We start from the raw sequence: 24,446 nt of genomic DNA, 5'->3' as shown, positions 1-24,446 counted from the left end.
GGATCTGCCGGCAAGATCGACGACCGACAAGACCGACGACCGAACGCCCGGAGTGACCGATCAATGGCCGAGACCTTTACCTTCGAGCTCGTTTCGCCCGAGCGGCTGGTGTTCTCCGCCGAGGTGCGCTCCGTCGTGGTGCCGGGCACCGACGGCGAGTTCGAGATCCTCGCCGGCCACTCTCCCTTCCTCTCCACCATCCGCCCGGGCATCCTGAAGCTCACGACGGCGGGCGGCGAGGAGAAGAAGATCTACGTGCGCGGCGGGTTCGCCGACGCCAACGCGGCCGGCCTGACCCTGCTCGCCGAAGAGGCGCTGCCCTTCGAGCAGCTCACGCGCGACCAGATCGGCGACGCCGTGGCGAAGGCCGAGGCGGCCGTGAAGGTCGCCAACGACGACGACAGCCGCTACCGGGCCGAGACGCTGGTCTCGCAGCTCAAGGAAGTGGCGGCGCTCGTCGCCTGACACGACCTAGCGAGAAACAACGTTTCGAGGCCGCCTCCGGGCGGCCTTTTCTTTTTCCACGCGCTCTCCCCGCTCCGCTCCGTCATCGCACCGACGCGAAAAAGTGCGATGCGGAGAAGGGTTTACACGCGCGGGGCACGTACTTTAGAATGGCTCTAGATCAATCCCTCACCCACGGTCATTTCATGAAGCGCCGCGCCTCGAGCCTCACCGAGCCGGAAATCCTCGCCGTTGCGATCTCCAGCGAAGAGGAAGATCAACGCATCTATCTCGCCTATGTGGATGCGCTGAAGGACGAATACCCCGCCACCGCCGCCGTCTTCGCCGGCATGGCCGAGGAGGAGGGTCACCATCGCGAGCGGCTCCTCGCCACCTTCCGCAAGAAGTTCGGCGAGACGCTGCCGTTCATCCGCCGCGAGGACATCCAGGGGATGCCGTGGCGCCGGCCGCTGTGGCTGATGCGCCCGCTCGGGCTCGACGCGATCCGCAACCAAGTCATCGAGATGGAGACGCAGTCGGAGGCGTTCTATCGCCACGCCGCCGAGCGCGCCCGCGACGTCGAGGTGCGCGACCTCCTGACCCGCCTCGCCCAGGCCGAGCAGGGCCACGTCAATCTCGGCGAGCACCTGCGCAAGGACAAGCTCAGCCCCGACGCGGTCGAGAGCGAAAAGGAGACGGCGCGGCGCGCCTTCGTGCTGCAGATGGTGCAGCCGGGCCTCGCCGGCCTGATGGACGGCTCGGTCTCGACGCTGGCACCGCTGTTCGCCGCCGCCTTCGCGACCCACGACACCCACAACACCTTCGTCGTCGGCCTCGCCGCCGCCGTCGGTGCCGGCATCTCGATGGGCTTCGCCGAGGCCCTGTCGGACGACGGCCAATTGTCCGGCCGCGGCAGCCCGTGGACGCGCGGCTTCGTCTGCGGCCTGATGACGACGCTCGGCGGCCTCGGCCACACCCTGCCCTACCTCGTGCCCCACTTCATGATCGCGACCATGATCGCCATCGCCGTGGTGGCGGTCGAGCTCGCGGTGATCGCCTATATCCGCATGCGCTACATGGACACGCCGTTGATGTCGGCGGTGTTCCAGGTCGTGGTCGGCGGCGTGCTCGTCTTCCTGACCGGCATCCTCATCGGCGCCGGCTGAGCGCAGCCGCTCCTCCAACGGCAAAAGGGCAGGGCTCCGCAAGGTCCCTGCCCTTTTTCTTTGGTGGACGCCGCCCGTCAGTGCGCGAGCACGGCGAGGAGCAGCAGAGCGACGATGTTGGTGATCTTGATCATCGGGTTCACCGCCGGGCCGGCGGTGTCCTTGTAGGGATCGCCGACGGTGTCGCCGGTGACGGCGGCCTTGTGGGCGTCCGAGCCCTTACCGCCGTAATGCCCGTCCTCGATGTACTTCTTGGCGTTGTCCCAGGCGCCGCCGCCGGCCGTCATCGAGATCGCCACGAAGAGGCCGGTGACGATGACGCCGAGCAGCATCGCCCCGAGCGCGGCGAAGGCGTTGGCCCGCCCGGCGATGAGATCGACCACGAAGAAGCAGACGATCGGCGACAGCACCGGCAGAAGCGAAGGCACGATCATCTCGCGGATCGCCGCGCGGGTCAGCATGTCCACCGCCCGGCCGTAATCGGGCCGGTCGGCGCCGGTCATGATGCCCGGCTTCTCCCGGAACTGCCGGCGCACCTCCTCGACGACGGCGGCCGCCGCGCGGCCGACCGCCGTCATGGCGATGCCGCCGAACAGGTAGGGCACGAGGCCGCCGAAGAAGAGCCCGACCACCACGAACGGATTCGACAGGGCGAAATCGATCGGCCCGATGCCAGCGAAGTAGGGATAGAGATCGGGATTGGCCGAGAAGAACTTGAGGTCCTCGGTGTAGGCCGCGAACAGGACGAGGGCGCCGAGGCCGGCCGAGCCGATCGCATAGCCCTTGGTCACCGCCTTCGTGGTGTTGCCAACGGCATCGAGGGCATCGGTCGTCACGCGGACATCCTTCGGCAGGTCAGCCATCTCGGCGATGCCGCCGGCGTTGTCCGTGACGGGACCGAACGCATCGAGCGCGACCACCATGCCGGCGAGGGCGAGCATGGTGGTAACGGCGATCGCAATGCCGAACAGCCCCGCGAGCGCGTTGCCGCAAATGATGCCGGCGATGATCACCAGCGCCGGCAGGGCGGTCGCCTCCAGGGACACCGCGATGCCTTGGATCACGTTGGTGCCGTGGCCGGTGACGGAGGCCGCGGCGATCGACTTGACGGGCCGGTAGCCGGTGCCGGTGTAATATTCCGTGATCCAGACGATCAGCCCGGTCACGACGAGGCCGACGACGCCGCAGAAGAAGAGGGTCAACGGCGTGACGTGCCGGCCGCCGATCGCGAGGTCGGCGGAGAGGCCGCCGAACACCCAGGCAGTGACCGGCAGGAGCACGATCAGGGACAACACCGCGGTCGCGATGAAGCCCTTGTAGAGCGCGCCCATGATCGAGTTGTTGGCGCCGAGCTTGACGAAGAACGTGCCGATGATCGAGGTGACCACGCAGGCCGCCCCGATCGACAGCGGATAGAGCATCACCGTACCGACGAGGTCGGTGCCGGCAAAATAGATCGAGCCGAGCACCATGGTGGCGACGATCGTCACAGCATAGGTCTCGAACAAATCGGCGGCCATGCCGGCGCAGTCGCCGACATTGTCGCCGACATTGTCGGCGATGGTCGCGGGGTTGCGCGGGTCGTCCTCGGGAATGCCGGCCTCCACCTTGCCGACGAGGTCGCCGCCGACGTCCGCCCCCTTGGTGAAGATGCCGCCGCCGAGACGGGCGAAGATGGAGATCAGCGAGGCCCCGAAGCCGAGCGCGACGAGGGCGTTGACAACGAGCCGGTCGCCCGGCGCATGGCCGAGGCCGACGGTGAGCACGGCGAAGGTGATGGAAACGCCGAGGAGCGCCAGGCCGGCGACGAGGAGCCCCGTCACGGCCCCGGACTTGAAGGCGATCGCGAGGCCTGCGGCGAGGCTGCGGGTCGCGGCCTGGGCGGTGCGCACGTTGGCCCGGACCGAGACCAGCATGCCGATATAGCCGGCCGCAGCGGACAGGATCGCACCGAAGGCGAAGGCGATCGCGACGGTGAGGCCGAGCAGCAGCGCGACGAGGATGAAGATCACGACCCCGACGATCGCAATGGTCGTGTATTGCCGCGCGAGATAAGCCCGCGCCCCTTCCTGGATCGCGGCCGCGATCTCCTGCATCCGCGCCGTGCCGGCATCCGCCGCCATGACCGACCGGATCGCCCACGCCCCGTAGGCGATCGACAGCAATCCGCACACAATAATCAAACCGAGAGCGCCCATCATTCCTCCCAAGCCACGCGTTCTTGTTGCGAGCACGCAATTTTTATTGGCTGGGCGCCGACGCGAGACGGGAAATCAGCACGGTGGCGCCCGTCGTGGTCCTTGCCGCGATGTTTCGCTGGCACGCCGACGGTACGCCGGCGCGAAGCGGCGTCAAGCGGCATCGGCGGCGATGACGGAGCGATGACCGGGAGGTGAAGCGTGGAGCGTGGCGCTCAGAAGTGCTCGAAGCGGCCGCTGCCGAGCGAGAGCACATTTCCGTCCGCATTGATGACGCGGAGCGGCGCGCCGGCCGTTTCGATCCGGCCGATCTCGGTCGCAGGCACGCCCGCGGCGGCGCAGGCGGCCGAGAAGGCGTCGGCGCGCTCCGGCGCGACGGTCGCGAGGATCTCGTAGTCGTCGCCGCCGGTCAGCACCGTGCGCAGGGCGTCGGCATCCGCCGCGACGGCCCGGTGCGCCGCCGGCGACTGGGGCACCGCGGCGGCGTGCAGCGTGGCGCCGACGCCGGAGGCGCGGCACAACCGATCGAGGTCACCCACGAGGCCGTCGGAAACATCCATGGCGGCACGGGCGAAGCGGCGCACCGCCTCGGCCGCGGGCACACGTGGACGCGGCAGCAGATAGCGGTCGTGGAGATGCTCGGCCTCGGCGGACGAGAGCCCCCAGCGGGCTTCCGACGCGGGATCGAGCCGCAGCTTCAGGCCGAGCGCGGCATCGCCGATGGTGCCGGTAACGAACAGCCGGTCACCGGCCTGCGCGTGGCCGCGGCGCACCGCCCCGCCCTTCTCGACCGTGCCGAAGGCGGTGACGGAGACGACGAGGCCGCTCGGCGCCCGCAGGGTGTCGCCGCCGAGCAGAGGGCAGGCAAATTCCGCCTGATCGGCGGCAAGCCCGCCGACGAAGGCGGCGAGCCAGTCCTCGCGCCAATCGGCCGGCAACGCCAGGGTGAGCAGATAGCCGCGCGGCGCGGCCCCTTTCGCGGCGAGATCCGACAGGTTGACGCGCAGCGCCTTGCGGGCGATCGCATCCGGGGGATCGTCGGCGAAGAAATGAATGCCGGCGGCGAGCGCGTCCGTCGTCACCACGAGGTCGTGGTCGGGGTCGGCCGGCATCACGGCGGCGTCGTCGGTTAGCCGGTCGGCGCCGGGATCGGTCGCGAGCGGCGCCAGATAGCGCGCGATGAGTTCGACCTCGGTCGGCCGGGTATCGCCCATCGCCGTCCCGGACCTCAGGCCGAACCGGCGGCGTCGAATTCCGCAGCGCGCCGTTCGTGGGCGATGCGGTCGAGCACCCCGTTCACGATGCGCGGCTCGTCTTCGGTGAAGAAGGCCTTGGCGACGTCGATATATTCGGTGATGACGACCTTGGCGGGCACGTCGGTGCGGTGCAGGAGCTCGTAGACGCCGGCGCGGAGGATGGCGCGGAGGATGGAATCGACGCGCCCGAGCGGCCAGTCATGGGTCAGGGCCTGATGGACGAGCGGGTCGATCTCGCGCTGGGCGAGGACGACACCGGCCACGAGATCGCGGAACCAGGCGGCGTCGGCGGCGCGATATTGCTCGCCGTCGATCTCCTTGCCGAGCCGGAACAGCTCGAACTCGGCGACCACGTCGGCCGCGTCACCGCCGCCGATTTCCATCTGATAGAGCGCCTGGACGGCGGCGAGGCGCGCCACACCGCGCTGGTTGGCTGGCCTCGCGTCCCGGGGCTGGCGGCGCGCCGCGTCGGACATGGATCTCAAACTCCGAATTTCGCCCTGAGCGCGATCATCTCGAGCGCGACGCGCGCGGCATAACCGCCCTTGTCGCGGCCTTCGGGCAGCGCACGCGCCCGCGCCTGATCGCGGTTCTCGACGGTGAGGATGCCGTTCGCCAGCGCCAGGCCCTCGTCGACCGCGAGGTCCATCAGGGCGCGGGCGGATTCCCCGGCAACGATGTCATAATGGGTGGTCTCGCCGCGGATGACGCAGCCGAGCGCGATGAAGCCGTCATAATCCCGCTCGCCGAGGTCCATCGCGCCGAGCGCGAAGGACAAGGCAGCCGGGATCTCGAGCGCGCCCGGAACGGACACCCGCTCATAGGTCGCGCCGGCCTCTTCGAGGACGCGCACGGCGCTCGCGAGCATCGCGTCGGCGATGTCGTCGTAGAAGCGCGCTTCGATGATGAGCACATGCGGGGCTGTCTCGGACATCGCGGTCGTCCTTCTCCACGTCGCCGCCCGGAACGGGCGCGAGGGTGAGGAGACGAACCATGCCGCCGGTCTTTTGTCCAGCCTGGGAGCCGCGCGGGCGGCGCGCAGCCGCCATGCGGGACAACCCACACAACAATTTTCTCTTTTTCGCCACGCCTTTGCCGTTTCGTCGCGTTGCTCGGCAAAAGTGGCGAGCGCATTATCCCGCCGACTCGGCCCTGGGGCTGGTCGCATCTACGAACTGGGGAAGATCATGAAGACTGCGTTTCGGAATATGCTCATCGCGCTCGCCTTCGGTGCGAGCTTCGCGAGCCTGCCGGCGATGGCCCAGGTCGAAGGCGGGGCCATCAGCGAGTCCGTCGTCGGGACCGTCGCCAAGATCGACAAGACCCACCGCACCATCACCCTGAAGGGCCCGAAGGGTGACCAGTTCACCTTCAAGGTCAACAAGGCGGTGAAGTCGTTCAAGAACATCCAGCCGGGCGACAAGGTCACCCTGACCCAGACCGACGCCGCGCTCGCCGACCTGACGAAGCCGGAGCCGAATGCGAAGCCGGCCGTGCTGGTGACCGAGGAAGTCGATGCCGGCACCGTCGACAAGCTGCCGCGCGGCGACATCATCGACACCGTGACCCTGATCGGCAAGGTCACCGCCATCGATGCCGCCAAGGGCACTGTGACGCTGACCGGCCCGCGCGGCAACACGCTGACGCTGACCGCCAAGAAGGACGAGCACAAGGCGAAGCTCGCCAACGTGAAGGTCAACGACCTGCTTCAGGTCACCTTCATCCGCGCGACCTCGATCGTCGTGTCGAAGGGCTGATCGCCTCTTCGATCGACCGGGACTCATGAGAACGGCCGGAGCAGCACCCGCTCCGGCCGTTTTGCATTTCGGGTGGCTCAGAGCGAAGCGTCGGCTTCCCGCAGCCGCGCCACGTAGCGCGCCATCAGATCGACCTCGACATTGATCTTGTCGCCGGCCTGGCGGTCGCCCCAGGTCGTCACCGTCAGAGTGTGCGGGATGAGCAACACCGAGAAGGTGTCGCCCTCGACCGTGTTCACGGTGAGCGAGGTGCCGTCGAGGCAGACCGAGCCCTTCACCGCCACGAAGCGGGCGAGCGTGGGCGGCACGCGGAAGGTGAGCTTCACCGTCTCGCCGATCGGCTCGACAGCGATCAGTTCCGCGAGCCCGTCGACATGGCCCGAGACGATGTGGCCGCCGAGTTCGTCGCCGATCTTCAAGGCCCGCTCGAGATTGATCCGCCGCCCTTTCGCCCACTCCGCCGCCGTGGTCAGGGCGAGCGTCTCCGCCGCCGCGTCGACCTCGATCTCGCTGCGCCCGTCGGCCCGGTTGCGCGCCGCCACCACGGTGAGGCAGACGCCGTCGAAGGCGATCGAGGCGCCGAGATCGATCGTGCCCGCATCGTAGCGGCTGACCACCGTGATGCGGCGGGTGTGGTTGTTCGGGGTGACGTCCGCGACCTCTCCGACGTCGGTGACGATGCCGGTGAACATGGTTGGCTACTCCTGCCGCCAGAGATGAACGAGCCGATCCGGCCCGAGGAGGCTGTCCCCGAGCGACGCGAAGGTGGGATCGGCGACGAGATCGTCAAGCCCGCGCCCGGGCAGAGCGGGGATGCCGTCCGGGCCGACATTAAGGTCAGAGCGCACGAGCAGCACCTCGTCGACGAGGCGCGCCGCGACGAGGCCCGCGGCGAGCGTCGGGCCGCCTTCCGCGATCACGGTCGTCAGCCCGCGCGCCGCGAGGGCGACGAGGACCTCGGCAAGGTCGAGACGGCCATCGGCACCGGTGCCGGCGAGGATCACGTGGGCACCGGCCTCGGTCAGGCGGGCGAGGCGCGCCGGATCGGCCGCGACGGAGGCGACCACCCACAGCGGGATCTCCCGGGCCGTCCCGACGAGGTTGGAGCCGAGGGGCAGCCGGGCGAGCCGGTCGAGCACAACGCGAACCGGCGAACGGCCGGCGAGCCCCGGCAGCCGGCAATCGAGGCGCGGATCGTCGGCGAGCGCGGTGCCGATGCCGATCATGATGGCATCGCTCGCCGCCCTGAGGCCGTGGGACCAGCGGCGCGCCGCCGGCCCGGAGATCGCCACCTGCCCCGCCCCCGCGCGCCCGACCATGCCGTCGGCGGAGACCGCGAGCTTGAGGCGGACGTGGGGCCGCCCGTCACGCACCCGGCGGATATGGCCGGCATGGTCGCGCAGCGCCTCGGCGGCGCGCACCCCGGTCTCGACCGCGACGCCCGCCTCGACGAGCAGGCGATGGCCGTCGCCGGCGACCTTGGGGTTCGGATCTTCGATGGCGCTGACGAGCCGGGCGATGCCGGCCTCGCGTGCCGCGACGGCGCACGGCCCGCCCCGCGGGCTCGCGTGGCTGCACGGCTCGAGCGTGACGTAGAGGGTGGCGCCGCGGGCCGCCGCGCCGGCCTCGGCCAGCGCCTGCGGTTCGGCGTGGGGCCGGCCACCGGCCGCCGTGACGCCGCGCCCGACGACGACCGGGCCGGCGCCGTCGTCACGCACCACGACCGCGCCGACCGAGGGGTTCGGCCAAGCGAGCCCGAGATTGCGGCGCCCGAGCGCGAGCGCAGCCCCCATCATGCGGCGATCGAAATCCGGGTCCGTCCGGGACACGCCGGCCGCGCCGGGTCCCGTCACCTTCCCGTCCCCCGCACGGTTGCGCACCCCGTCACGACCGGTCGGCGAGCCGGCGCGCCGCGGCGGAGAGCTCGGCATTCGCCTCCTTCTCCGAACCGCCCTCGCCCTTCACGACGGCGGCGAGCGCCGGCGCCGCGCCGCTCTTCACCAATTCGTCGAGGAAGAGTTCGAAATCCTTCGGCTCGCGGAAGTCGCGGTAGACCGAGGCGAAGCGGACATAGGCGACGTCGTCGAGCGCCTTGAGGCCTTCCATGACGAGAAGGCCGATCTGCTCGGAGGTGACGTCGCTGTCGCCCATGTTCTCGAGCTGGCGCACCACGCCCGAGACCATCTGCTCGACGCGCTCCTGATCCACCGGCCGCTTGCGCAGCGCGATCATCACCGAGCGCATCAGCTTGTCGCGGTCGAACGGCACCCGCCGGCCCGACCGTTTGATGACGGTGAGCTCGCGCAATTGCACGCGCTCGAAGGTGGTGAAACGGCCACCGCAGGTGACACAGACGCGTCGGCGGCGAATCGCGGTGTTGTCCTCGCTCGGACGCGAGTCCTTCACCTGCGTGTCTTCGCCGCCGCAATAGGGGCACCGCATGCCGGATCGGCTCCATCAGGCCGGCGCGGACGCCGGCAAGGCAGGGACCCGGCCGGCGCGCGGGCGTCCGGTCAGGCGTAGATCGGGAAACGCTCGGTGAGGGCCTTGACGCGACCGCGCACCGCTTCTTCGGTCAGGCTATCCTCTTCGACGCCCTTCTGCGAGAGCACGCCGAGCACCTCGGCGATCATGTCGCCGATCTCCTGGAATTCCGCAACGCCGAAGCCGCGGGTGGTGCCGGCCGGCGAGCCGAGACGGATGCCCGAGGTGACCGCCGGCTTCGCCGGATCGTAAGGGATGCCGTTCTTGTTGCAGGTCAGGTGGGCGCGGCCGAGCGCGATCTCCGAGACCTTGCCGGTGAGCGACTTCGGCTGCAGATCGACCAGCATCAGGTGGGTGTCGGTGCCGCCCGAGACGATGCGGAAGCCGTGCTCGACGAGCCGGGCGCCGAGCGCCTGGGCGTTGTCCACCACCTGGCGGGCATAGGCCTTGAACGAGGGCTGCAGCGCTTCGCCGAAGGCGACCGCCTTGGCGGCGATGACGTGCATCAAGGGGCCGCCCTGGAGACCCGGGAACACGGCCGAGTTGATCTTCTTGGCGAGCGCCTCGTCGTTGGTCAGCACCATGCCGCCGCGCGGGCCGCGCAGGGTCTTGTGGGTAGTGGTGGTGACGACGTGGGCGTGATCGAGCGGGTTCGGATGGACGCCGCCGGCGACGAGGCCCGCGAAGTGCGCCATGTCCACCATGAACACCGCGCCGACCGCGTCGGCGATCGCCCGGAAGCGGGCGAAGTCGATGATGCGGGGATAGGCCGAGCCACCGGCGATGATGAGCTTCGGCTTGTGCTCGTGGGCGAGTTTCTCGACCTCTTCATAATCGATCAGCTCGTCGTCGCGGCGCACATGATAGGGCACCGGGCGGAACCACTTGCCGGAGAGGTTGACCGGGGAGCCGTGGGTGAGATGGCCGCCGGCGGCGAGGTCGAGGCCCATGAAGGCGTCGCCCGGCTGCATCACCGAGAGAAACACGGCCTGGTTCGCCTGGGCGCCCGAATGGGGCTGCACGTTGGCGAAGCCGGCATTGAAGATCGTCTTGGCGCGCTCGATGGCGAGGCTCTCGGCAACGTCGACGAACTGGCAGCCGCCATAATAGCGCCGGCCCGGATAACCCTCGGCGTACTTGTTGGTCAGCACCGAGCCCTGGGCTTCGAGCACCGCCTTGGAGACGATGTTCTCGGAGGCGATCAGCTCGATCTCCTCGCGCTGACGACCGAGCTCCCGACCGATCGCACCGAACAGTTCAGGATCGGTCTCGGCCAGCGAGCGGTTGAAGAAGTCGGACACGGTCGCCATGAAGCCATGCTCCTCGTCAGGTCAGGGAGAGGCGCGGCACCACGAAGACGGCCGGGAAACGCCTCGGAGCGCGGGATTAGCACGCGAAAGGCTTGCCGACCAAGTACCGAGACGACGCAGCCGGCCATCGAAAGCGACATGGGTGGGGGAAGATGCACTGCGATCGGCGCACGCTGGGTGCTGATCGCGCCTCCCGCCGTCGGCGCAGTTCATAACCGACACAGCGGTTACGCGTCCCGCCCCAGTTGGGGGCGGGACAGGCCGGCGAAGCCGGCCAGGGCGGGGCCGGCGCCGAGAGGCGCCGTCGCACCAGGCGAGCCATCTCGCCCGGCCCAGGCCCCACCCCGGCGCTGCGCGCCACCCCTCCCCCTGACAGGGGAGGGGAAAAGGGGTTCCAATTCAAAAGCTTGGTGCCAGATCCGTCTGCCCCCTCACGCCACCGGTGCGCCGAGCACGACGCTCGGGGCGTGGCCGGACTCGGTGAGCGGCGCGGGATGATCGAGGGAGGCGCGGAAGACGCGCGGGCGGGCACCGTAGAGAATGTCGCCGAGGCCGAAGGCGTCGGCCTGCAGCGCCTTGCGGCGGGCACCGATGCGGGCCTCGAGCCGGGCCGCGTCGGCCCGTTCCCCGGCGAGTTCCGGCTCGTCGCGCAGGACGTCCTGGAGCACGGCGAGATCGTGATCGTCGCCGAGCAAATCGGCGAGCCGGTCGAGCGCCTCGACGATCGCCGGCGTCGCGGCGGCGAAGCGGCGGCGGGCGAGCTGCGCGAGGTGCATGCGGTGCTTCACCGCCTTGCGCCATTCGTGCAGCACCTCGTCGCTCGGATCGCGCTGGGCGCGCTCCATGGCGCGGCGGCCGCGCCTGTAGAGCATGGTCATCGCCTCGCGCAGCGGATCGTCGCCGCGGCGTTTGCGAATGCTCACGGCATCGAGGCGCTTGGAAAGATCGGCGAGGGCGCGTGCGACGGCCCCCGCATCGGCGTCGCGGCGCTGGGCGGTCGCCCGCTCGGTGAGGGCCGCCGCGAGGCGCGACAAGGCGGCGACGTCGTCCGGGTGGGCACCGTCGAGCAGATCGTGGGCGGTCTTAGCGACGACGTCGGCATCGCGGGTCGCCGACAGAGCCCGGCCGGCATCGCGCAAGGCGAGGCGCTCGTCGCGCGCCTCCGCATCGAACGCGCGTTCCAGCACCGTGACCAACGTGCGCGCCCGCTTGAGGCCGCGGCGGGCATGATGAACCCGCACTTCGGCGGGCAGCGCCTCGTCGCGCAATTCGTCGCGCGCCTGCTCCACCGCCCCGACGAGAAGACGCCGAATGCCGGTTCCCACAGCCTCCTTGCGCCGCAGCCGAAAGGCCATCTCGGACCACCCTCCCACCATCTCGGCACCATCGACCACGCCAGCCTAGAGCAAAGTCCGTGGGGGATCAAAATATCCGCCCATGACCCTGATCCGACGATCGGCGCGGTCCCTTCTCCGCTCACTCGTGGGTGCGCCCGGACCGCGAGCCGCTCCGGTGCGTCGTGCGGCCAGCCTGCGGTGCCGACAGCGGGGACACCCTGCCCGACGCCGGCCGCACCAGCCTTGATCTCAAGCAAAAAACAGCCGCGCCGGTTCCATTTCAGCGGGCAGCGGCGGGGCAAAGGCTGCTCGGGCGGGCCCTGAAGAACCGGATGGACGCAGCCGCTGCGCTGTCATCCCCGGCGCATCTCACGGCACGACGCGATGGCGTCATCGGCGCTGCCGTCCCTCCTCCCCGCGAGCGGGGAGAAGGGTCTGCCGCGGCCCAGGCTGGGCCGCCCCTCACGAGGACTGGGCGACGCCGAGGCCGACGGGGCAACTCACGCCGGTGCCGGCGAGGCCGCAATAACCGTTCGGGTTCTTGTCGAGATATTGCTGGTGGTAGTCCTCGGCGAAGTAGAACGGGCCGGCGGGGGCGATCTCGGTGGTGACGGCGCCGTAGCCGCGGGCCGCCAGCGCCGCGCCGTAGCGCGCCTTGGAGGCCGCCGCGATCTCGGCCTGGGCCGCGCTCGTCGTGTAGATCGCCGAGCGATATTGGGTTCCGACATCGTTGCCCTGGCGCATGCCCTGGGTCGGATCGTGGGCTTCCCAGAACACGGCGAGGAGCGCCTCGTAGGAGATCACCGCCGGGTCGAACACGACGAGGACGGCCTCGGTGTGCCCGGTCATGCCCGAGCAGACCTCATGGTAGGTCGGGTTCGGCGTCGCGCCCCCGGCATAGCCGACGGCCGTCACCCAGACGCCCGGAAGCTGCCAGAACAACCGCTCCGCGCCCCAGAAGCAGCCGAGCCCGAACACCGCGGTCTCGAGCCCGGCGGGATAAGGTCCCTTGAGGCTGTGGCCGTTGACGGCGTGGAGGGCGGCGGTCGGCAGCGGCTCGTCCCGGCCGGGCAGCGCCTCGGCGGCGGAGGGAATGCGCAGCTTGCGGGTCAGCATCTCGAGGAGCGACATCGGGAACTCCTGTTCGGCGGGACGGCGGGGAGATCCGAGCGTCCGCGCGGCACCGCGAGATGTAGGGTGCGCGAGCCCTTCCCGCCAGGGGCACCCGCGGGGAGCTCCCTCCAGCGTCGGCGGACGCCGTCCCCGGCACCGACGGATCCCGCCGTCGGGTCCCGCCGTCGGACAGCGACGGACCCTGTCTTCCGGCAGCGACCTGTCTCCGTCTCTCCCGGAACCGGACGGCCCCCAATCGCATTTGGCTTTGCCACCCGCCACAGCAGGGTAATCGCATGAGAAGGCGCCTGCCCCGAGGAGGGTGCGCCCGTCCTCTCCGTGGTCATCCCCGGCCTTGTGCCGGGGACCCAGGGCCCGCGCGCCCTGCGTTCGCCGCCCCTGGGTTGCCGGCACAAGGCCGGCAATGACGATGGAGAGCAAGGTGTCCGCCACCAAGAGGGGGCCGCCATGAGGGGCCACCAAAAGGGGGCCATCAAGAGGAGACCACTCGGGTGGTCCGTCGCCCGATGCGATTGCCTGCCTGCCACAGGGACTCGGGCGCTCACGTGCGGCCCACCGCCCGTCCCACCTCTCTCGGCGCGTCCGGCCCAGCGAGCGACGCGCGACCCGGTCAGCGGCGGAAACAACGCAACGGGGGACATTTCGGCGGTGGGGACGCGAGCGGGCTTGCGAAGCGCCGTCCGATCGTCTAATGCCGCGCGTTACCGGCCCTGCGCCGGCCCGGAGAGGTGGCCGAGTGGTTGAAGGCGCACGCCTGGAACGCGTGTATACGGGAAACCGTATCGAGGGTTCGAATCCCTCTCTCTCCGCCAGTTTTCTCTCCGCCAGTTTTGTCGCATAAGTACTTGTTTTTGTTGATTTTTAGACGCGACGCACCGGTCGTTCCACCACCCCATTCCTAATGGCGACGGCGGTTTAGCGGACTATTTAGGCCTCCCCAGAGCTGCCCGTATCGTGCTCCCGCCGCCGTCCGAGGTGTGACGCGTAAGATTGGATGGCGGAACCGGGGGGTGGCGGGTTTATCCGGGTGCTCGCGGGTTCCGGTGGGGAAACGCTAGGAAATCCGGGGGCTTGGGGCGCGGCGCGGGGGCGGAGAGCCGGGGCGGCGCGGGGGCGGAGAGCCGGGGCGGCGCCGGAGGGGCGCGCAAGATAGAAAATCGGCGGCCGCAAGCCCGGATGCGCAAGGTGGATTGGCGGAAGCCGCCGAAATCGCGCCGCGACCGACATCACCCTATTCGCAAATCGTGCAGGAAATCAGAACGGCGCGCGGGGCAATGCCTCATGCCTCATGCCGCGGACCCGGCTCGGCGGCTGCTCGTTCCAGGGGCCTTCGAAGCGAGATCGAAGGCCCCTTTATGGCCGACCGCCTGGCCTCAGCCCTTGGGGAGCTGGGATTTCGGGACGACGAGGTAACCCTGCTCGGCCATGCAGCCGGCCTGCACTTTCATCAGAGTTTCCCGGTTCTGGGCCTGGATCTGCGAAATCTGGAGGGCGCCGATAATTCCATGCGCCTCGATCGGCTGCATATTCGAAGCCGCAGCAGCCACCCGCCCGTCGCAGATTGTGCCAGCCTTCTCATATTCGGCGAGAAGCTTAGGGTTTCCCCCCATCTTCTGGCCGTCCGCACGCCGGAACACCTGCGTGTAATCATCCGACGACTGTTGCGTCGTCTGACACGCGGAGAGCGATGCCGCGCCGACGATTATGCCGGCGGCCACACTAAGCCTCTTCATCATCATGATCCCCCGATCACACGTCAGGGATTAACCCTGACGATAAAAAGTAACACGCGAGTTCCAATACGCCAGCCACCTGGGCGAGCACAATCATAAGCTTAATGCTGGAGGTATCTACCAACCTCAGGCCCGGTCTTTCGTCTGCGCCGCGTCAGGGTGGTTCTGATCCATTTCCTCAAGGAGCTGCGCCTCGATCATCTCCAGCGCGGCCGGCAACTTGTCTTGGGTAGGCGACATTCGCGCCAAAGCATTGTATTTACTCAGCAAAATATCATCCATGATGTGCTCTGGCAGGCGAACGCGTTCGCGATTGTAGACGCCGCGTACGACCTGCTTCACTTGGCGCCAGAGGTCACGATCAATTCGCCCAATGCTCGCCGCCCTTCCACGTTCCTCGCCTTCATACGACCGAACGGTCTCTCCCGTGACAAGCCACGTCAGGTCGCAGCCCATCGAACTCAGCATTTGGAGGTGCGAAGCCTTGGGCTCCCTCACCCCCCGCTCATATCGAGAGTAGGACTGAAGGGACATCTCCAGCGCTTGCGCCATCTCCTCCTGGGTGCGACCCGTTGATTCGCGCCATTCGCGCAGGCGGTCATGAAAGGACATAGGTGATCCCCACTTTTCCGCGGATTCTGCGGAAAAGGCAGCAACTTGCGGGAAAGTCGGAAACCATTGTCCTTTCAATGACATACGACCAAACGGTCGTATGAACCCAAACGGTAGCTTTTCCGCACACCCGAATGGCGTTGACACGACCGTTTGGTCGCATCATCTTCTCCGCCATGGCAACCGCACGACCAATTGCAGACATCCTCAAGAACCCCGTTGCGCGACGGGAGTGGATCCGGATGCAGCTACGCATCCAGGGCCACACCTATCGGTCGTTCGGGCAACTGCACGGCGTCTCCCACCAAGCCGTTCAGGCCACGGCCGCGGGCAAGCCCTCGAAGCGGATCGAGGACCTGCTCGCGGCGGTCTGCGGCCTGCCCCCGGCGGTGCTCTGGTGGGAGCACTACGCCGAGAGCGGCGCGCGGATACCGGTTGAACGTGCAACTTCCCGCGCCGCCGACCCTAGCACCCCCGACGGTGGCGTCCATGTCGAATCCGGCGAGGCCGCCTGACATGTCCCTGCATCGCGACACCCCCCTGCCGGCGACCGCCACGAGGCACGAGGCGCTCATCGGCGAACTGATCCGCCGGCTCGAGGCGCCCAACAACACCGTGGCCTCACCCGACGTCCTGGCGACGTTCGTTTTCGAACACATCGAGACGATCGACACCACGTTCTTGCGCGCGGCCGTCGTGGCGCTCGCGGACGCCATCGCGAAACAGAAAGCAGAGGGCGAGAGCGTCGAAGACGACGAGTTCGCCTACCTATGGCCGCTGCTCGCCCTCTCCATGATGCTTTGCAATGGCTTCCAGGAGGCGCGCCGTGGCGGTCTCGGGAGGGCCGCATGACGTGGTTCCCGCGCTGTGATGCCCTTCGCAAGAGCAAGCGGCTGAGGCTCGTCCGCCTCATGGCTCTTATGGCCGCCGCGGAGGCTTTGGCCGCCGAACGATCTCTAGGAAACGCTCCGCCTGAAACTCTCTCAGACGAGTCAGGACAGAGCCCGCTCCTGGATTTGTTCGATCCACGTAGAACCGGAAGTTCTCCAGAGATTGAAGCTCATGCTCGGCCACGCCGATACCGGCCTGGGCCGTCGCCAGATCGTGGACGGCCTCAATGATCTCGAGCATTCTCTCCCGCTTCGCCACACCCGCGTCGACGAGCACCATCGCGACAGCGAAGGCTGGCCAAAAGCCGCCGGTCACTTCCGACATCGTCTCACTCAAGATCCAGTCGAGCTCTTCGATCCGCGTTTCCAGCGACTTGATGGCTCGCGCATTCTCATCGTCCGTCACATTCCCCTCCATCGAATCAGTGTCGCAACTTCCGATGGTAGGGGAGCGCGGAGCCGGCGTCCTGCGACCCCACCCCGGGGCGCCGGCTCCCGCGTCGCTTCGGGGAGCCGCCTGACATGGCCACCCGTCGCCCGCCCCACAGCCTCCTCGCAGCCGTGATCGCCAGCGCGCTTTTGCTCGGGCTCGTCGCCGCGACCGGCGTCGCCGTGATTGAGGCTCTCCACATCGAGAGGACGTCCCGATGATCCGTCAGCATCTGCGCGCGATTTTTTGCACTCCGGCCGAGTACCGGCGCGAAGACCGCTTCGCCGCGCTCGAGGAGAAGGTCGCGCAGCTCGAGGCGAAAAATCTCACCCTCACAGCGCGCATCGCCGCGCTCGAGGCGAGCCAGGCCGTGCGAGCCGAAGAAGAGCGCACGAAAGACGCTCTTCGAGGACGAGTTCTCGGCCTCACGTCCGAGCAGCCCCAAACGATCGCAGCCAGTAAGGCCGAGGCCGTTGGTCTGCTCATCGACGTGATCGAGCGCGAGTTTGGACCGCTGTTGGACGAGAAGGTCTCCGGGATCGTGGCCGACGCGCTCGCGCTCACCTGGGGCCCGGCGTCAGCCGCCACCTTCTTCACCCGCTGAGGTGACGCGATGAAGTTCGTCTCTGAGGAAGTCCATCCAACCTCTGATCATGTCCACTCTGCTGCCTCCGTTCCGCGGAAGACCGCTGCGGGACTTGTCATTGCTGCTCTCTGTAAGGCCGACCGAGAGCTTCAGCAGCTCAAGCGCAGTCTCTTCCTTCATGCCTTTCACGCCTCATCCTCCACCGCTCATTCGTCTCAGCAACGATCGACGGTAGAGGAGACGGCGACTGCAACCAAGCCCCCGGTTGCAGCGCCGGAGGGTGCCACCCGGCCGCGCTTCCCCACCCCGGCCGGGTGGCGCCTCAATCTTTCCGATGACGTCGGCCAGCTCGCCGCCGAGCTCGCCACCTGCGTCGCCCTGGCGCTCGTCCTGCTCGCCCTGTGGGCGTGGTGCAGCGGTTTCGGCGAGGCAGTGCTCGCGATGCGAGGTGCGTCATGAGCCTCTGGTCCAGCCTCAGTCCGGAGCGAAAGGTCGAGGCCGTGCGCGGCGCCCTCGCGGCGGGCGAGAGCTATCGGCAGATGGCGCTGCGGCTCGGTACGACGCGGGGCGCGCTTGCCGGCTTCATCCACTTCCACTCGGAGGTCCGTGAGCCCGGCCCGATGCTGGTCGGCGGCGGAGGCGCCATGCTTCTGCGCATCCGGCTGCCGGCAGTTCGCCCCGAGCCGTTCGGAGAGCGGCCGGGCTTCGTCGTCCTGGACGAGTTCACCGACCGCGACGATCTCGACCCGGCCGCAAAAGGTCAGGCCGAGGTACCTGGGGCGGAGCCCGCGTCTGCGCCGGTCGCCGCCCCGGCACCGACCGAGATTCCCGCCACTCGGCTCGCCGCGGCGCGGATCGTCCAGACGCGGCAGCTCACGCTGCTCGAGGTCTGCGACGGCTATTGCCGCTGGCCGATGTGGTCGCACGCGGTGAAGCCCACGGCGGCCCAGCAATTCGTGTGTTCCGCGGCGGCACCGATGGACCGGCCCTATTGCGCGAAGCACGCCGGTGACGCCCGGCGGACGAACCAGGCGGAGCCGTTCTGATGGCGCGCCGGGCGCATGACGATCGCCAGGGCGACCTGCTCGCCTGGGAGCCGCCGGAGGTGGTGGAGCGGTTCGAGCCGACCCGCGTGCGCGCGGCGACCTGGCGCGATCGGATCGCCCGCACGGTGGCGGCGACGCTGGAAGATTGCGCGCTTTCCCGCGACGAGATTGCGAGCCGCATGAGCACCTGGCTCGGCGAGGGCGAAGAGGTCTCGCGGGCGATGCTCGACAACTATGCGAGCCAAGCCAAGAGCGAGCACACAATCTCATTCCTGCGTGCCCTCGCGCTGATCGAGGTGACGGGAGACACGCGGCTGCTGCAGCTCGCGGCCGAGCCGTTCGGCAAGGCCGTGATCGAGGAGCGTTACCTCGGCGCAATCGAAGCGGAGATGGTCGCCGAACGCATGGAAGACCTGGAGCAGCGCCTCAAGATCGCGCGCCGCCGGTGGAAAGGGCCGCGCGGATGAAGGCCCGCACCGTCACTATCGCCCAGATTGCGACGACGTTGGGCGTCTCAAACGACACCATCGCGCGCCGCGCCGACAAGGAGGCTTGGCCATACCAACTGACGTCATCGACTGGCGGCAGGCCGGCGCGCTCCTTCACTTTCACAGCGCTCCCGCGAACGATCCAAGACGCCCTCGACGCCGCCGAGCTGCGGCGACTTCGCGAGACCTTCGCCGATGCCGTCGCCGCCGAGCCCGCGCCGGTGCCGGCCGACGAGCGGCCGCTCGCCAGCGGCCCGCGCGCCAACGCGCGCCGCGATGCGCGCCTCGCGATCTTCGACGCGTTCGAGCGGCTGCGGACCGCAAGCGGCTACTCGCTGCACCGGGCCTATGCGGCCTTTTCGGCGCTCTACGCGCATGCGGCGCTCGAGGTGAAAGCCGGCCGGCCCGCCCCGGGGCCGGAGCCGATTTCAAGCCTCGATCGAAGCGTCTTCGAACAGGTGCCGAAGCTCAGCGCCCGGACGCTCGAGCGGATCGTGACGACGGCGCGGGCCGGCGCCTTTCAGGCGCTCAAAGGCCGGTACCCGAGCCGGCGCGACACCGGCGCGCTCGCGATCGCCCTCGACCCGCGCGGTGACATTGAGGGACCGGGCGCTATCTCCCGCGCCATCCTCGCGCTCATCACCGCGCAGCCGCACCTTTCTGCGCGGGCCGTGCGCGATCAGATCATCGGCAATTTCGGGGCCGAGCTGCTGCTGCCGAGCGGCCAGCTCGTCGCCATGCCGCCGGTCCGAACATTCCAATGGCACATCGCGCGGCTCAAGGAGCAGCATGAGAGCACCATCCTCGCCGTGACCAATCCGGACGCGTGGCGCTCGAAATTCGAGTTCGCCATCGGCGAGCAGGACACCGGCGCCGGCCTCAACGACATCTGGCAGATCGATGCGTCGCCCGCGGACGCGCTCCTCGTCGACGGCCGACACTCGGTCTATGTGCTCACCGACCTGTGGTCCCGCCGGGCGATGGTGCTCGTCACCCGCACGCCGCGCGCCGCCGCCGTGGTGGCTCTGTTGCGGCGCGCCATCCTCGCCTGGGGCGTGCCGAACCAGGTGAAAACCGACAACGGCTCGGACTTCAAAGCGAAGGCGACGCGCGGCGTGCTGCGCTCGCTCCACATCGAGCACCCGCTGTCGCCCGCATTTACCCCGACCGACAAAGGCCATGTGGAGAGGCTCATCGGCACGCTGCAGCATGATTTCATGCCGCTGCAGCCCGGCTTCATCGGCCATTCGGTGGCCGACCGCGCGGCGATCGAGGCGCGACGGGCGTTCGCCGCGCGCCTCGGCGACAACGACGAGCGCGCCGCGTTCTGCGTCTCCCTCGATCAGGTCGAGCTGCAGCGCCGGCTCGACCGGTGGTGCGACGAGGCTTATGCGCACCGACCGCACGACGGTCTCGACGGACAGAGCCCGTGGGAGCGCGAACGCTCCTGGGCTGGTGCCCTGCGCACGATTCACGACCCGCGCGCGCTCGATCTGCTCCTCTGGGACATGGCGTCGGGCGACGGCTACCGCGTCGTCGGCAAGAAGGGGTTGCGCCTCGAAAACACGGTCTTCTGGGGACCCGGCCTCGTCGAGGGGACGCGGGTGCGTGTGCGCCTCGACCCGGGCGACATGGGCCGCGCCTATGTCTACACGGCCGAGGACGATGCGTTCATCTGCATCGCGGAATCGCCGGAGCGGCTCGGCCTCGACCGGGCGGAAATCGCCGCCCGCGCCAAGGCCGACCAGCGCGACCGGGTGAAGACGGCCAAAGCCGAGCTTCGGCGCGCCAAGGCCAGGCTCCGGCCGTTGCACGAGGTCGCCGAGGAGGTCGCGCGGGAGCGCATGCCGGCGGCTATTCCGTTCCCGCGCGCGAGCGTCCCGCACGAGACGCCGGCGCTCTCCGCCGCGGCCGAGGCGGCCGGCAGCGCGCCGGCCGAGGTCGCGCGCCCGGTGGAGGCGCCGCGGGCGCCGGCGGCGATCATCGAGCTCAAACCCCGCACCGAGAGCCCGCACGAGCGCGCTCAGCGCGAGGCCGCCGACCGCTTTGCGCGCTGGCAGGCGATCGGCGCCGACATCGACGCCGGCCGAGCGGTCAGCGAGAGCGACCGCCGCTGGCACGCCAACTACGCAACCGATTCCGAATGCCGCGCGGCCCTCAAGGCCGAGCAGCTCATCGCCCGCGGCGTGCTGTTCCGCGCACCCGCAGGCTGACCACTACCTGACCGAGACAGGGGTAAAGACGTGTCGATCGAACCGCAAAGCAGCATGGCCTTCGGCGACCTCTATCGCCGAGTCCGCAACGGCAGCATCCGCATCGGCGGCCATCGGTACCGAATCCGCTTCGGCGGCCCGAGGTACCGAGGCCCTGGTCCCGTCGATGGGCAGAAGGTGCTGGTGCGGCTCGTCCCATGGGACATGGGGTGCGCCTACGTCTACCCGGCCGACCATAACGCCTGGAACGGCGTCATTTGCGTCGCCGTGGCAACCGAGTTGCGTGGCCTCGCCGCACACGAACCGCATCCGATTCCGACCGCCGCGCGGGCCTGAAGCCCGAGCCGCTCATCGCCCGCGGCGTGCTGTTCCGCGCACCCGCAGGCTGACCACCACCTGACCGAGACAGGGGTCAATATGTCGATCGAAACCAAGGGTATGCCGAAAGCGGCAACGCTCGCGAATGTCACTGCTTTGCTTGCGGTGGCGGAGGAATTGCAGAACAGGGCCGAGCATCTGCCGGGCCTCGGCGTGATGTACGGGCCGTCAGGCTATGGGAAATCCATCGCGGCGACCGTTGTCGCGGTCTCTCATCATGCCGCCTACGTCGAAGTCAAAGACTTCATGACGCGCAAGAGCTTCCTGGAGGCCGTCGCCGTCGAGCTCGGTCTCCGGCCGGGGCGGACGCTCGCCGAGGCCGCCGCCCTGGTCGGGGAAGAACTGGCGCGGACGCAGCGCCTGCTGATCGTCGACGAGGCGGACATCCTGGCCGATCGAAACGCGCTCGAAATCGTCCGCTCGCTGCATATGTCGTCGGGGTCGCCCATCCTGCTCATCGGTGAGGAGGCGCTGCCGGGCAAAATCCGGCGCTTCGAGCGCATCCACAATCGCGTTCTCACCTGGGCGCCGGCGCAGCCGGCATCGCTCGCGGACGCCCGCCAACTCGCCACGATCTATTGCGGACGGGTCGCCTTCGACGACGACCTGCTCGACCACATCGTGCGCAAGTCGCAGGGGCGCGTGCGCCGCATCGTGGTCAATCTCGACCGGGTGGAGAAGGACGCGGTGCGCGCGCGTGTGGACCGTGCCGACCGCGCCTGGTGGGGCGACCGCGATCTCTACACGGGCGATGCTCCGGCGCGGAAGGTGCCGCAATGAGCCGGCGCCGAGAGCCCAAGGTGCGCCTCGCCGGACGACGGGCGCCGCTCGGCCTTCCGGCCGGCGTCACCCTGCGCGACGCGATTTGGCAGACGTTCCGTGGCGCCGGGCGCATTACCATCGGCGAGGCGGCGGAGGCCGGGCGTTGCGACCGCGCGACGGCGCGCATCTATCTGTTCGCGCTCGTCGCGGCCGGCATCGCGCGGCGGCTCGACGACGAGCCGGTCCACACGTTCGAGATCGCAAACGATCCCGGCGAGGTGACGCCGCGGGTGCGGCGCGACGGCACTCCGCTCGCGACCCGGACCGGCCGCGACCGCGCGTGGCAAGCGATGCGCATTCTCAAGCGGTTCAACCCGATGGAACTGCATGTCGCGACGGGCATCGAGCTCGCCGACGCGAAATATTACGTCAAGTTCCTGGCGCGCGCCGGCTACCTCGCGATCGTTCGCAAAGGCAGCGGCCCGATCGCGACGCAATATCGGCTCGTCGAGAGCAAATATCGCGGACCGCTCGCGCCGCAAATCCTGCACCTCAAAAGCGTCTGGGACCCGAATATCGCGGAGTTCGTCTGGACGCCGGGCGAAGAGGACGAGCAATGAGCGCGGTCGAGAAGGTCGCCCGCGCCTGGGGCTCCGCGCCGGATTGGGTTCGCGTCCTCGCGGAGCGCTGCGACGCGACGAGCCAGAAGAAGGCCGCGCGCGAGATCGGCTATCGGGACAGCGTGGTCTCGCAGATCCTCGCCGGCACCTATGCCGGCTCGATCGCCAACGTCGAGCAGGCGGTGCGTTCCGCGCTGATGCGCTCGACGCTCGACTGCCCCGTGCTCGGCCCGATCGGCGGCGCCGAATGCGCCGGACACCAAAGGGAGCAATATTCGAGCGCGAACCCCCTCAAGGTGCGGCTCTTCCGGGCCTGCCGGACGTGCGTGCATGCGTCGGGAGGGCGGTCATGATCACCGTCCGCCTGATCCTTCGCATCGTCGCCGAGGCCTACGACGTCGACCCGGCCGAGATCGTCTCGCAGCGCATGCGGGATGCCGTGATCTGGCCGCGCCAGCTCTCGATGTGGCTCGCGCGGCAGCTCACCGATCAGTCGCTGCCGCAGATCGGCCGGGCGATCGGCGGGCGCGATCACACCACGATCCGCCACGGCATCGAGCGCGTCGAGGAGATCCTCGGCGGCGATCCGATCCGGGCGGCCGAGGCGACCGCGATCGCCGCGGCGATCGAGAAGATCGCGGCCGCCGACAGTCTCTCCCGGCCGGTGCCGGGTGACATCGATGCGCACGCCGTCGCCGCCCGCGTGCTCGCCCGGCCGAGCGCCGCCACCACGATCTCCGCCGACGAAATCCGCGCGCTCGCCGCCGCGGTGTTCGGCGCCAACGCAGCCCAGCAGGAGGCAGAGCATGACGCATTTCACGCAGGTTGAAGCGACGGACGAAGGTGTTCGGATCGCGTTCCGCGAGGAAGGCCGGATCGTCGAGGTCGGCCTCTCTGAAGACGAGGTCAGGCACCTCGTCGACGAGCTGACGGAGTGGCTCTACGTATCCGAAACGGAGCAGGACGAGGCGCTCAAGTTCGACGGCGTCATCGAGGTCGGCACGGAACGCTACATGCGGGACACCCGCGGCGCGCTCGTGCCGATCAATCTCGTCCGCCCCATCGACAAGCTCACCGACGAGACCGTGCGCCGGATGATCGGGTTCGCGCGCGATCTCTCCGCCCAGATCGCGCGGTTTCGCGGCCATTGCTACGACGACATCGGCTCGCTGCAGGCGCTGATCGCGCAGGAGTACGGCGCTCGTGTCGGCGGCCCGAAGGGCAACGTCCAGCTCACGACTTACGACGGCACCCTGCGCGTGAGCCAGCAGGTCGCAGACCTCATCGAGTTCGGGCCGGAGCTGCAGTCCGCCAAAGTCCTGGTGGACGCCTGCCTCTCGGAGTGGAGCGCGGAGGCGCGCGACGAGATCCGCGCGATCGTCGCCCGGGCCTTCAATGTGGACCGTGAGGGCCGGATCAACCGGGCCGAGCTGTTCATGCTCTTGCGGGTGGAGATCGAGGACGCCCGCTGGAAGCGCGCCATGGACGCGATCCGCGATTCCATCCGGGTGATCGGGTCGAAGACCTATGTCCGGTTCTACGAGCGCGCCTCCGCCGACGACAGGTGGTCGGCGATCTCCATCGACCTGGCGACGGCGTGAT

The 24,446-nt window shown here is 68.9% G+C and carries 30 protein-coding genes and 1 tRNA gene; 18 read left to right on the top strand and 13 right to left on the bottom strand.

Going from position 1 to position 24,446, the window contains the following annotated elements; all coding sequences use genetic code 11:
- Positions 1 to 63: 63 nt before the first annotated feature.
- The gene (locus tag F0357_RS13835; protein ID WP_153482823.1) at positions 64 to 465 is read left to right on the top strand and encodes a F0F1 ATP synthase subunit epsilon; all 402 of its coding nucleotides are present in this window, start codon (positions 64 to 66) and stop codon (positions 463 to 465) included.
- A 149-nt stretch (positions 466 to 614) separates the two neighbouring features.
- Positions 615 to 1,610 (top strand): iron exporter MbfA, encoded by a 996-nt coding sequence (mbfA, locus tag F0357_RS13830; RefSeq protein WP_281350354.1) that lies wholly within the window; start codon positions 615 to 617, stop codon positions 1,608 to 1,610.
- A gap of 77 nt (positions 1,611 to 1,687) precedes the next feature.
- On the opposite strand, the gene F0357_RS13825 is transcribed toward mbfA, so the two are convergent.
- From F0357_RS13825 to ribH, 4 genes are all read right to left on the bottom strand, one after another.
- The gene (locus F0357_RS13825; protein ID WP_153482819.1) at positions 1,688 to 3,808 is read right to left on the bottom strand and encodes a sodium-translocating pyrophosphatase; all 2,121 of its coding nucleotides are present in this window, start codon (positions 3,806 to 3,808) and stop codon (positions 1,688 to 1,690) included.
- A gap of 215 nt (positions 3,809 to 4,023) precedes the next feature.
- On the bottom strand, positions 4,024 to 5,022 hold the full coding sequence (gene thiL / locus F0357_RS13820) for a thiamine-phosphate kinase (RefSeq protein ID WP_153482817.1): 999 nt from the start codon (positions 5,020 to 5,022) through the stop codon (positions 4,024 to 4,026).
- A 14-nt stretch (positions 5,023 to 5,036) separates the two neighbouring features.
- Positions 5,037 to 5,540: a transcription antitermination factor NusB gene (gene nusB / locus F0357_RS13815; RefSeq protein ID WP_153482809.1), complete on the bottom strand. Its 504-nt coding sequence runs from the start codon at positions 5,538 to 5,540 to the stop codon at positions 5,037 to 5,039.
- Between the two features lie 5 nt (positions 5,541 to 5,545).
- Positions 5,546 to 5,998: a 6,7-dimethyl-8-ribityllumazine synthase gene (ribH, locus tag F0357_RS13810; protein ID WP_153482806.1), complete on the bottom strand. Its 453-nt coding sequence runs from the start codon at positions 5,996 to 5,998 to the stop codon at positions 5,546 to 5,548.
- A gap of 253 nt (positions 5,999 to 6,251) precedes the next feature.
- Between ribH and F0357_RS13805 the strand changes: the two genes are divergently transcribed.
- Complete coding sequence (locus F0357_RS13805; protein ID WP_153482802.1) at positions 6,252 to 6,821, top strand: hypothetical protein; 570 nt, start codon at positions 6,252 to 6,254, stop codon at positions 6,819 to 6,821.
- 77 nt (positions 6,822 to 6,898) lie between these two features.
- Here the strand turns inward: F0357_RS13805 and F0357_RS13800 are convergent, their stop codons facing one another.
- The 6 genes from F0357_RS13800 to msrA all read right to left on the bottom strand — a co-directional run bounded on the left by F0357_RS13800 (position 6,899) and on the right by msrA (position 13,083).
- On the bottom strand, positions 6,899 to 7,513 hold the full coding sequence (locus F0357_RS13800; RefSeq protein WP_153482798.1) for a riboflavin synthase: 615 nt from the start codon (positions 7,511 to 7,513) through the stop codon (positions 6,899 to 6,901).
- 6 nt (positions 7,514 to 7,519) lie between these two features.
- The gene (gene ribD / locus F0357_RS13795) at positions 7,520 to 8,617 is read right to left on the bottom strand and encodes a bifunctional diaminohydroxyphosphoribosylaminopyrimidine deaminase/5-amino-6-(5-phosphoribosylamino)uracil reductase RibD (RefSeq protein WP_153486957.1); all 1,098 of its coding nucleotides are present in this window, start codon (positions 8,615 to 8,617) and stop codon (positions 7,520 to 7,522) included.
- Between the two features lie 88 nt (positions 8,618 to 8,705).
- The gene (nrdR, locus tag F0357_RS13790) at positions 8,706 to 9,263 is read right to left on the bottom strand and encodes a transcriptional regulator NrdR (RefSeq protein WP_153482794.1); all 558 of its coding nucleotides are present in this window, start codon (positions 9,261 to 9,263) and stop codon (positions 8,706 to 8,708) included.
- A 71-nt stretch (positions 9,264 to 9,334) separates the two neighbouring features.
- Positions 9,335 to 10,615: a serine hydroxymethyltransferase gene (gene glyA, locus F0357_RS13785; RefSeq protein ID WP_153482790.1), complete on the bottom strand. Its 1,281-nt coding sequence runs from the start codon at positions 10,613 to 10,615 to the stop codon at positions 9,335 to 9,337.
- A gap of 431 nt (positions 10,616 to 11,046) precedes the next feature.
- Positions 11,047 to 11,970, bottom strand: coding sequence for a CHAD domain-containing protein (locus F0357_RS13780; protein ID WP_208948340.1), 924 nt, complete (start codon positions 11,968 to 11,970; stop codon positions 11,047 to 11,049).
- A 444-nt stretch (positions 11,971 to 12,414) separates the two neighbouring features.
- Positions 12,415 to 13,083, bottom strand: a complete 669-nt coding sequence (gene msrA / locus F0357_RS13775) for a peptide-methionine (S)-S-oxide reductase MsrA (RefSeq protein WP_153482782.1) — start codon at positions 13,081 to 13,083, stop codon at positions 12,415 to 12,417.
- A gap of 725 nt (positions 13,084 to 13,808) precedes the next feature.
- On the opposite strand from msrA, the gene F0357_RS13770 reads away from it, so the two are divergent.
- Positions 13,809 to 13,898: transfer RNA gene (locus F0357_RS13770), tRNA-Ser, on the top strand.
- Positions 13,899 to 14,459: 561 nt separating this feature from the next.
- Here F0357_RS13770 and F0357_RS13765 read toward each other — a convergent pair.
- Both F0357_RS13765 and F0357_RS13760 read right to left on the bottom strand, forming a co-directional pair.
- Positions 14,460 to 14,825 carry a hypothetical protein gene (locus tag F0357_RS13765; RefSeq protein WP_153482774.1) on the bottom strand — a complete coding sequence of 122 codons (366 nt, stop codon included), beginning with the start codon at positions 14,823 to 14,825 and terminating at the stop codon, positions 14,460 to 14,462.
- A 120-nt stretch (positions 14,826 to 14,945) separates the two neighbouring features.
- On the bottom strand, positions 14,946 to 15,431 hold the full coding sequence (locus F0357_RS13760) for a helix-turn-helix domain-containing protein (protein ID WP_208948339.1): 486 nt from the start codon (positions 15,429 to 15,431) through the stop codon (positions 14,946 to 14,948).
- A 242-nt stretch (positions 15,432 to 15,673) separates the two neighbouring features.
- On the opposite strand from F0357_RS13760, the gene F0357_RS13755 reads away from it, so the two are divergent.
- Together F0357_RS13755 and F0357_RS13750 are read left to right on the top strand one after the other, a co-directional pair.
- Complete coding sequence (locus F0357_RS13755; protein ID WP_153482769.1) at positions 15,674 to 15,946, top strand: hypothetical protein; 273 nt, start codon at positions 15,674 to 15,676, stop codon at positions 15,944 to 15,946.
- Positions 15,921 to 16,283: a hypothetical protein gene (locus tag F0357_RS13750; RefSeq protein ID WP_153482767.1), complete on the top strand. Its 363-nt coding sequence runs from the start codon at positions 15,921 to 15,923 to the stop codon at positions 16,281 to 16,283. Before F0357_RS13755 ends, F0357_RS13750 begins: the two co-directional genes overlap by 26 nt.
- 66 nt (positions 16,284 to 16,349) lie before the next feature.
- Here F0357_RS13750 and F0357_RS13745 read toward each other — a convergent pair whose 3' ends face one another.
- Positions 16,350 to 16,727: a hypothetical protein gene (locus tag F0357_RS13745; protein WP_153482764.1), complete on the bottom strand. Its 378-nt coding sequence runs from the start codon at positions 16,725 to 16,727 to the stop codon at positions 16,350 to 16,352.
- Positions 16,728 to 16,843: 116 nt separating this feature from the next.
- On the opposite strand from F0357_RS13745, the gene F0357_RS24975 reads away from it, so the two are divergent.
- The 12 genes from F0357_RS24975 (at position 16,844) to F0357_RS13695 (ending at position 24,445) form a co-directional block, all read left to right on the top strand.
- Positions 16,844 to 16,972: a hypothetical protein gene (locus F0357_RS24975; RefSeq protein WP_281350353.1), complete on the top strand. Its 129-nt coding sequence runs from the start codon at positions 16,844 to 16,846 to the stop codon at positions 16,970 to 16,972.
- Entirely contained in the window at positions 16,969 to 17,355 is a 387-nt protein-coding gene (locus tag F0357_RS13740; RefSeq protein WP_153482752.1) for a hypothetical protein, read from the top strand. Before F0357_RS24975 ends, F0357_RS13740 begins: the two co-directional genes overlap by 4 nt.
- A 9-nt stretch (positions 17,356 to 17,364) precedes the next feature.
- The gene (locus F0357_RS13735; RefSeq protein ID WP_153482750.1) at positions 17,365 to 17,796 is read left to right on the top strand and encodes a hypothetical protein; all 432 of its coding nucleotides are present in this window, start codon (positions 17,365 to 17,367) and stop codon (positions 17,794 to 17,796) included.
- Positions 17,793 to 18,383: a GcrA family cell cycle regulator gene (locus F0357_RS13730; protein WP_153482748.1), complete on the top strand. Its 591-nt coding sequence runs from the start codon at positions 17,793 to 17,795 to the stop codon at positions 18,381 to 18,383. Before F0357_RS13735 ends, F0357_RS13730 begins: the two co-directional genes overlap by 4 nt.
- Positions 18,383 to 18,850, top strand: coding sequence for a DNA transposition protein (locus tag F0357_RS13725; RefSeq protein ID WP_153482746.1), 468 nt, complete (start codon positions 18,383 to 18,385; stop codon positions 18,848 to 18,850). Before F0357_RS13730 ends, F0357_RS13725 begins: the two co-directional genes overlap by 1 nt.
- Positions 18,847 to 21,084, top strand: a complete 2,238-nt coding sequence (locus F0357_RS13720) for a TnsB C-terminal domain-containing protein (protein WP_153482743.1) — start codon at positions 18,847 to 18,849, stop codon at positions 21,082 to 21,084. The genes F0357_RS13725 and F0357_RS13720 overlap by 4 nt, the downstream gene beginning before the upstream one ends.
- Before the next feature lie 30 nt (positions 21,085 to 21,114).
- Positions 21,115 to 21,420, top strand: a complete 306-nt coding sequence (locus F0357_RS13715; RefSeq protein ID WP_153482740.1) for a hypothetical protein — start codon at positions 21,115 to 21,117, stop codon at positions 21,418 to 21,420.
- 81 nt (positions 21,421 to 21,501) lie between these two features.
- On the top strand, positions 21,502 to 22,242 hold the full coding sequence (locus F0357_RS13710; RefSeq protein WP_153482737.1) for an AAA family ATPase: 741 nt from the start codon (positions 21,502 to 21,504) through the stop codon (positions 22,240 to 22,242).
- Entirely contained in the window at positions 22,239 to 22,844 is a 606-nt protein-coding gene (locus F0357_RS24175) for a hypothetical protein (protein WP_208948338.1), read from the top strand. The genes F0357_RS13710 and F0357_RS24175 overlap by 4 nt, the downstream gene beginning before the upstream one ends.
- Positions 22,841 to 23,197, top strand: a complete 357-nt coding sequence (locus F0357_RS24170) for a transcriptional regulator (protein WP_208948337.1) — start codon at positions 22,841 to 22,843, stop codon at positions 23,195 to 23,197. Before F0357_RS24175 ends, F0357_RS24170 begins: the two co-directional genes overlap by 4 nt.
- A complete protein-coding gene (locus tag F0357_RS24165) occupies positions 23,194 to 23,673 on the top strand; it encodes a helix-turn-helix domain-containing protein (RefSeq protein WP_208948336.1) in 480 nt (159 codons plus the stop codon). The genes F0357_RS24170 and F0357_RS24165 overlap by 4 nt, the downstream gene beginning before the upstream one ends.
- A gap of 184 nt (positions 23,674 to 23,857) precedes the next feature.
- Positions 23,858 to 24,445, top strand: a complete 588-nt coding sequence (locus tag F0357_RS13695) for a DUF3164 family protein (RefSeq protein WP_153486955.1) — start codon at positions 23,858 to 23,860, stop codon at positions 24,443 to 24,445.
- Position 24,446 lies beyond the last annotated feature (1 nt).

The sequence above is a fragment of the Segnochrobactrum spirostomi genome, from assembly GCF_009600605.1.
GTDB classification, from domain to species: Bacteria; Pseudomonadota; Alphaproteobacteria; order Rhizobiales; family Segnochrobactraceae; genus Segnochrobactrum; species Segnochrobactrum spirostomi.
The sequence above is the reverse complement of the archived record's forward strand: the minus strand, read 5'-3'. Positions and strand labels throughout refer to the sequence as shown.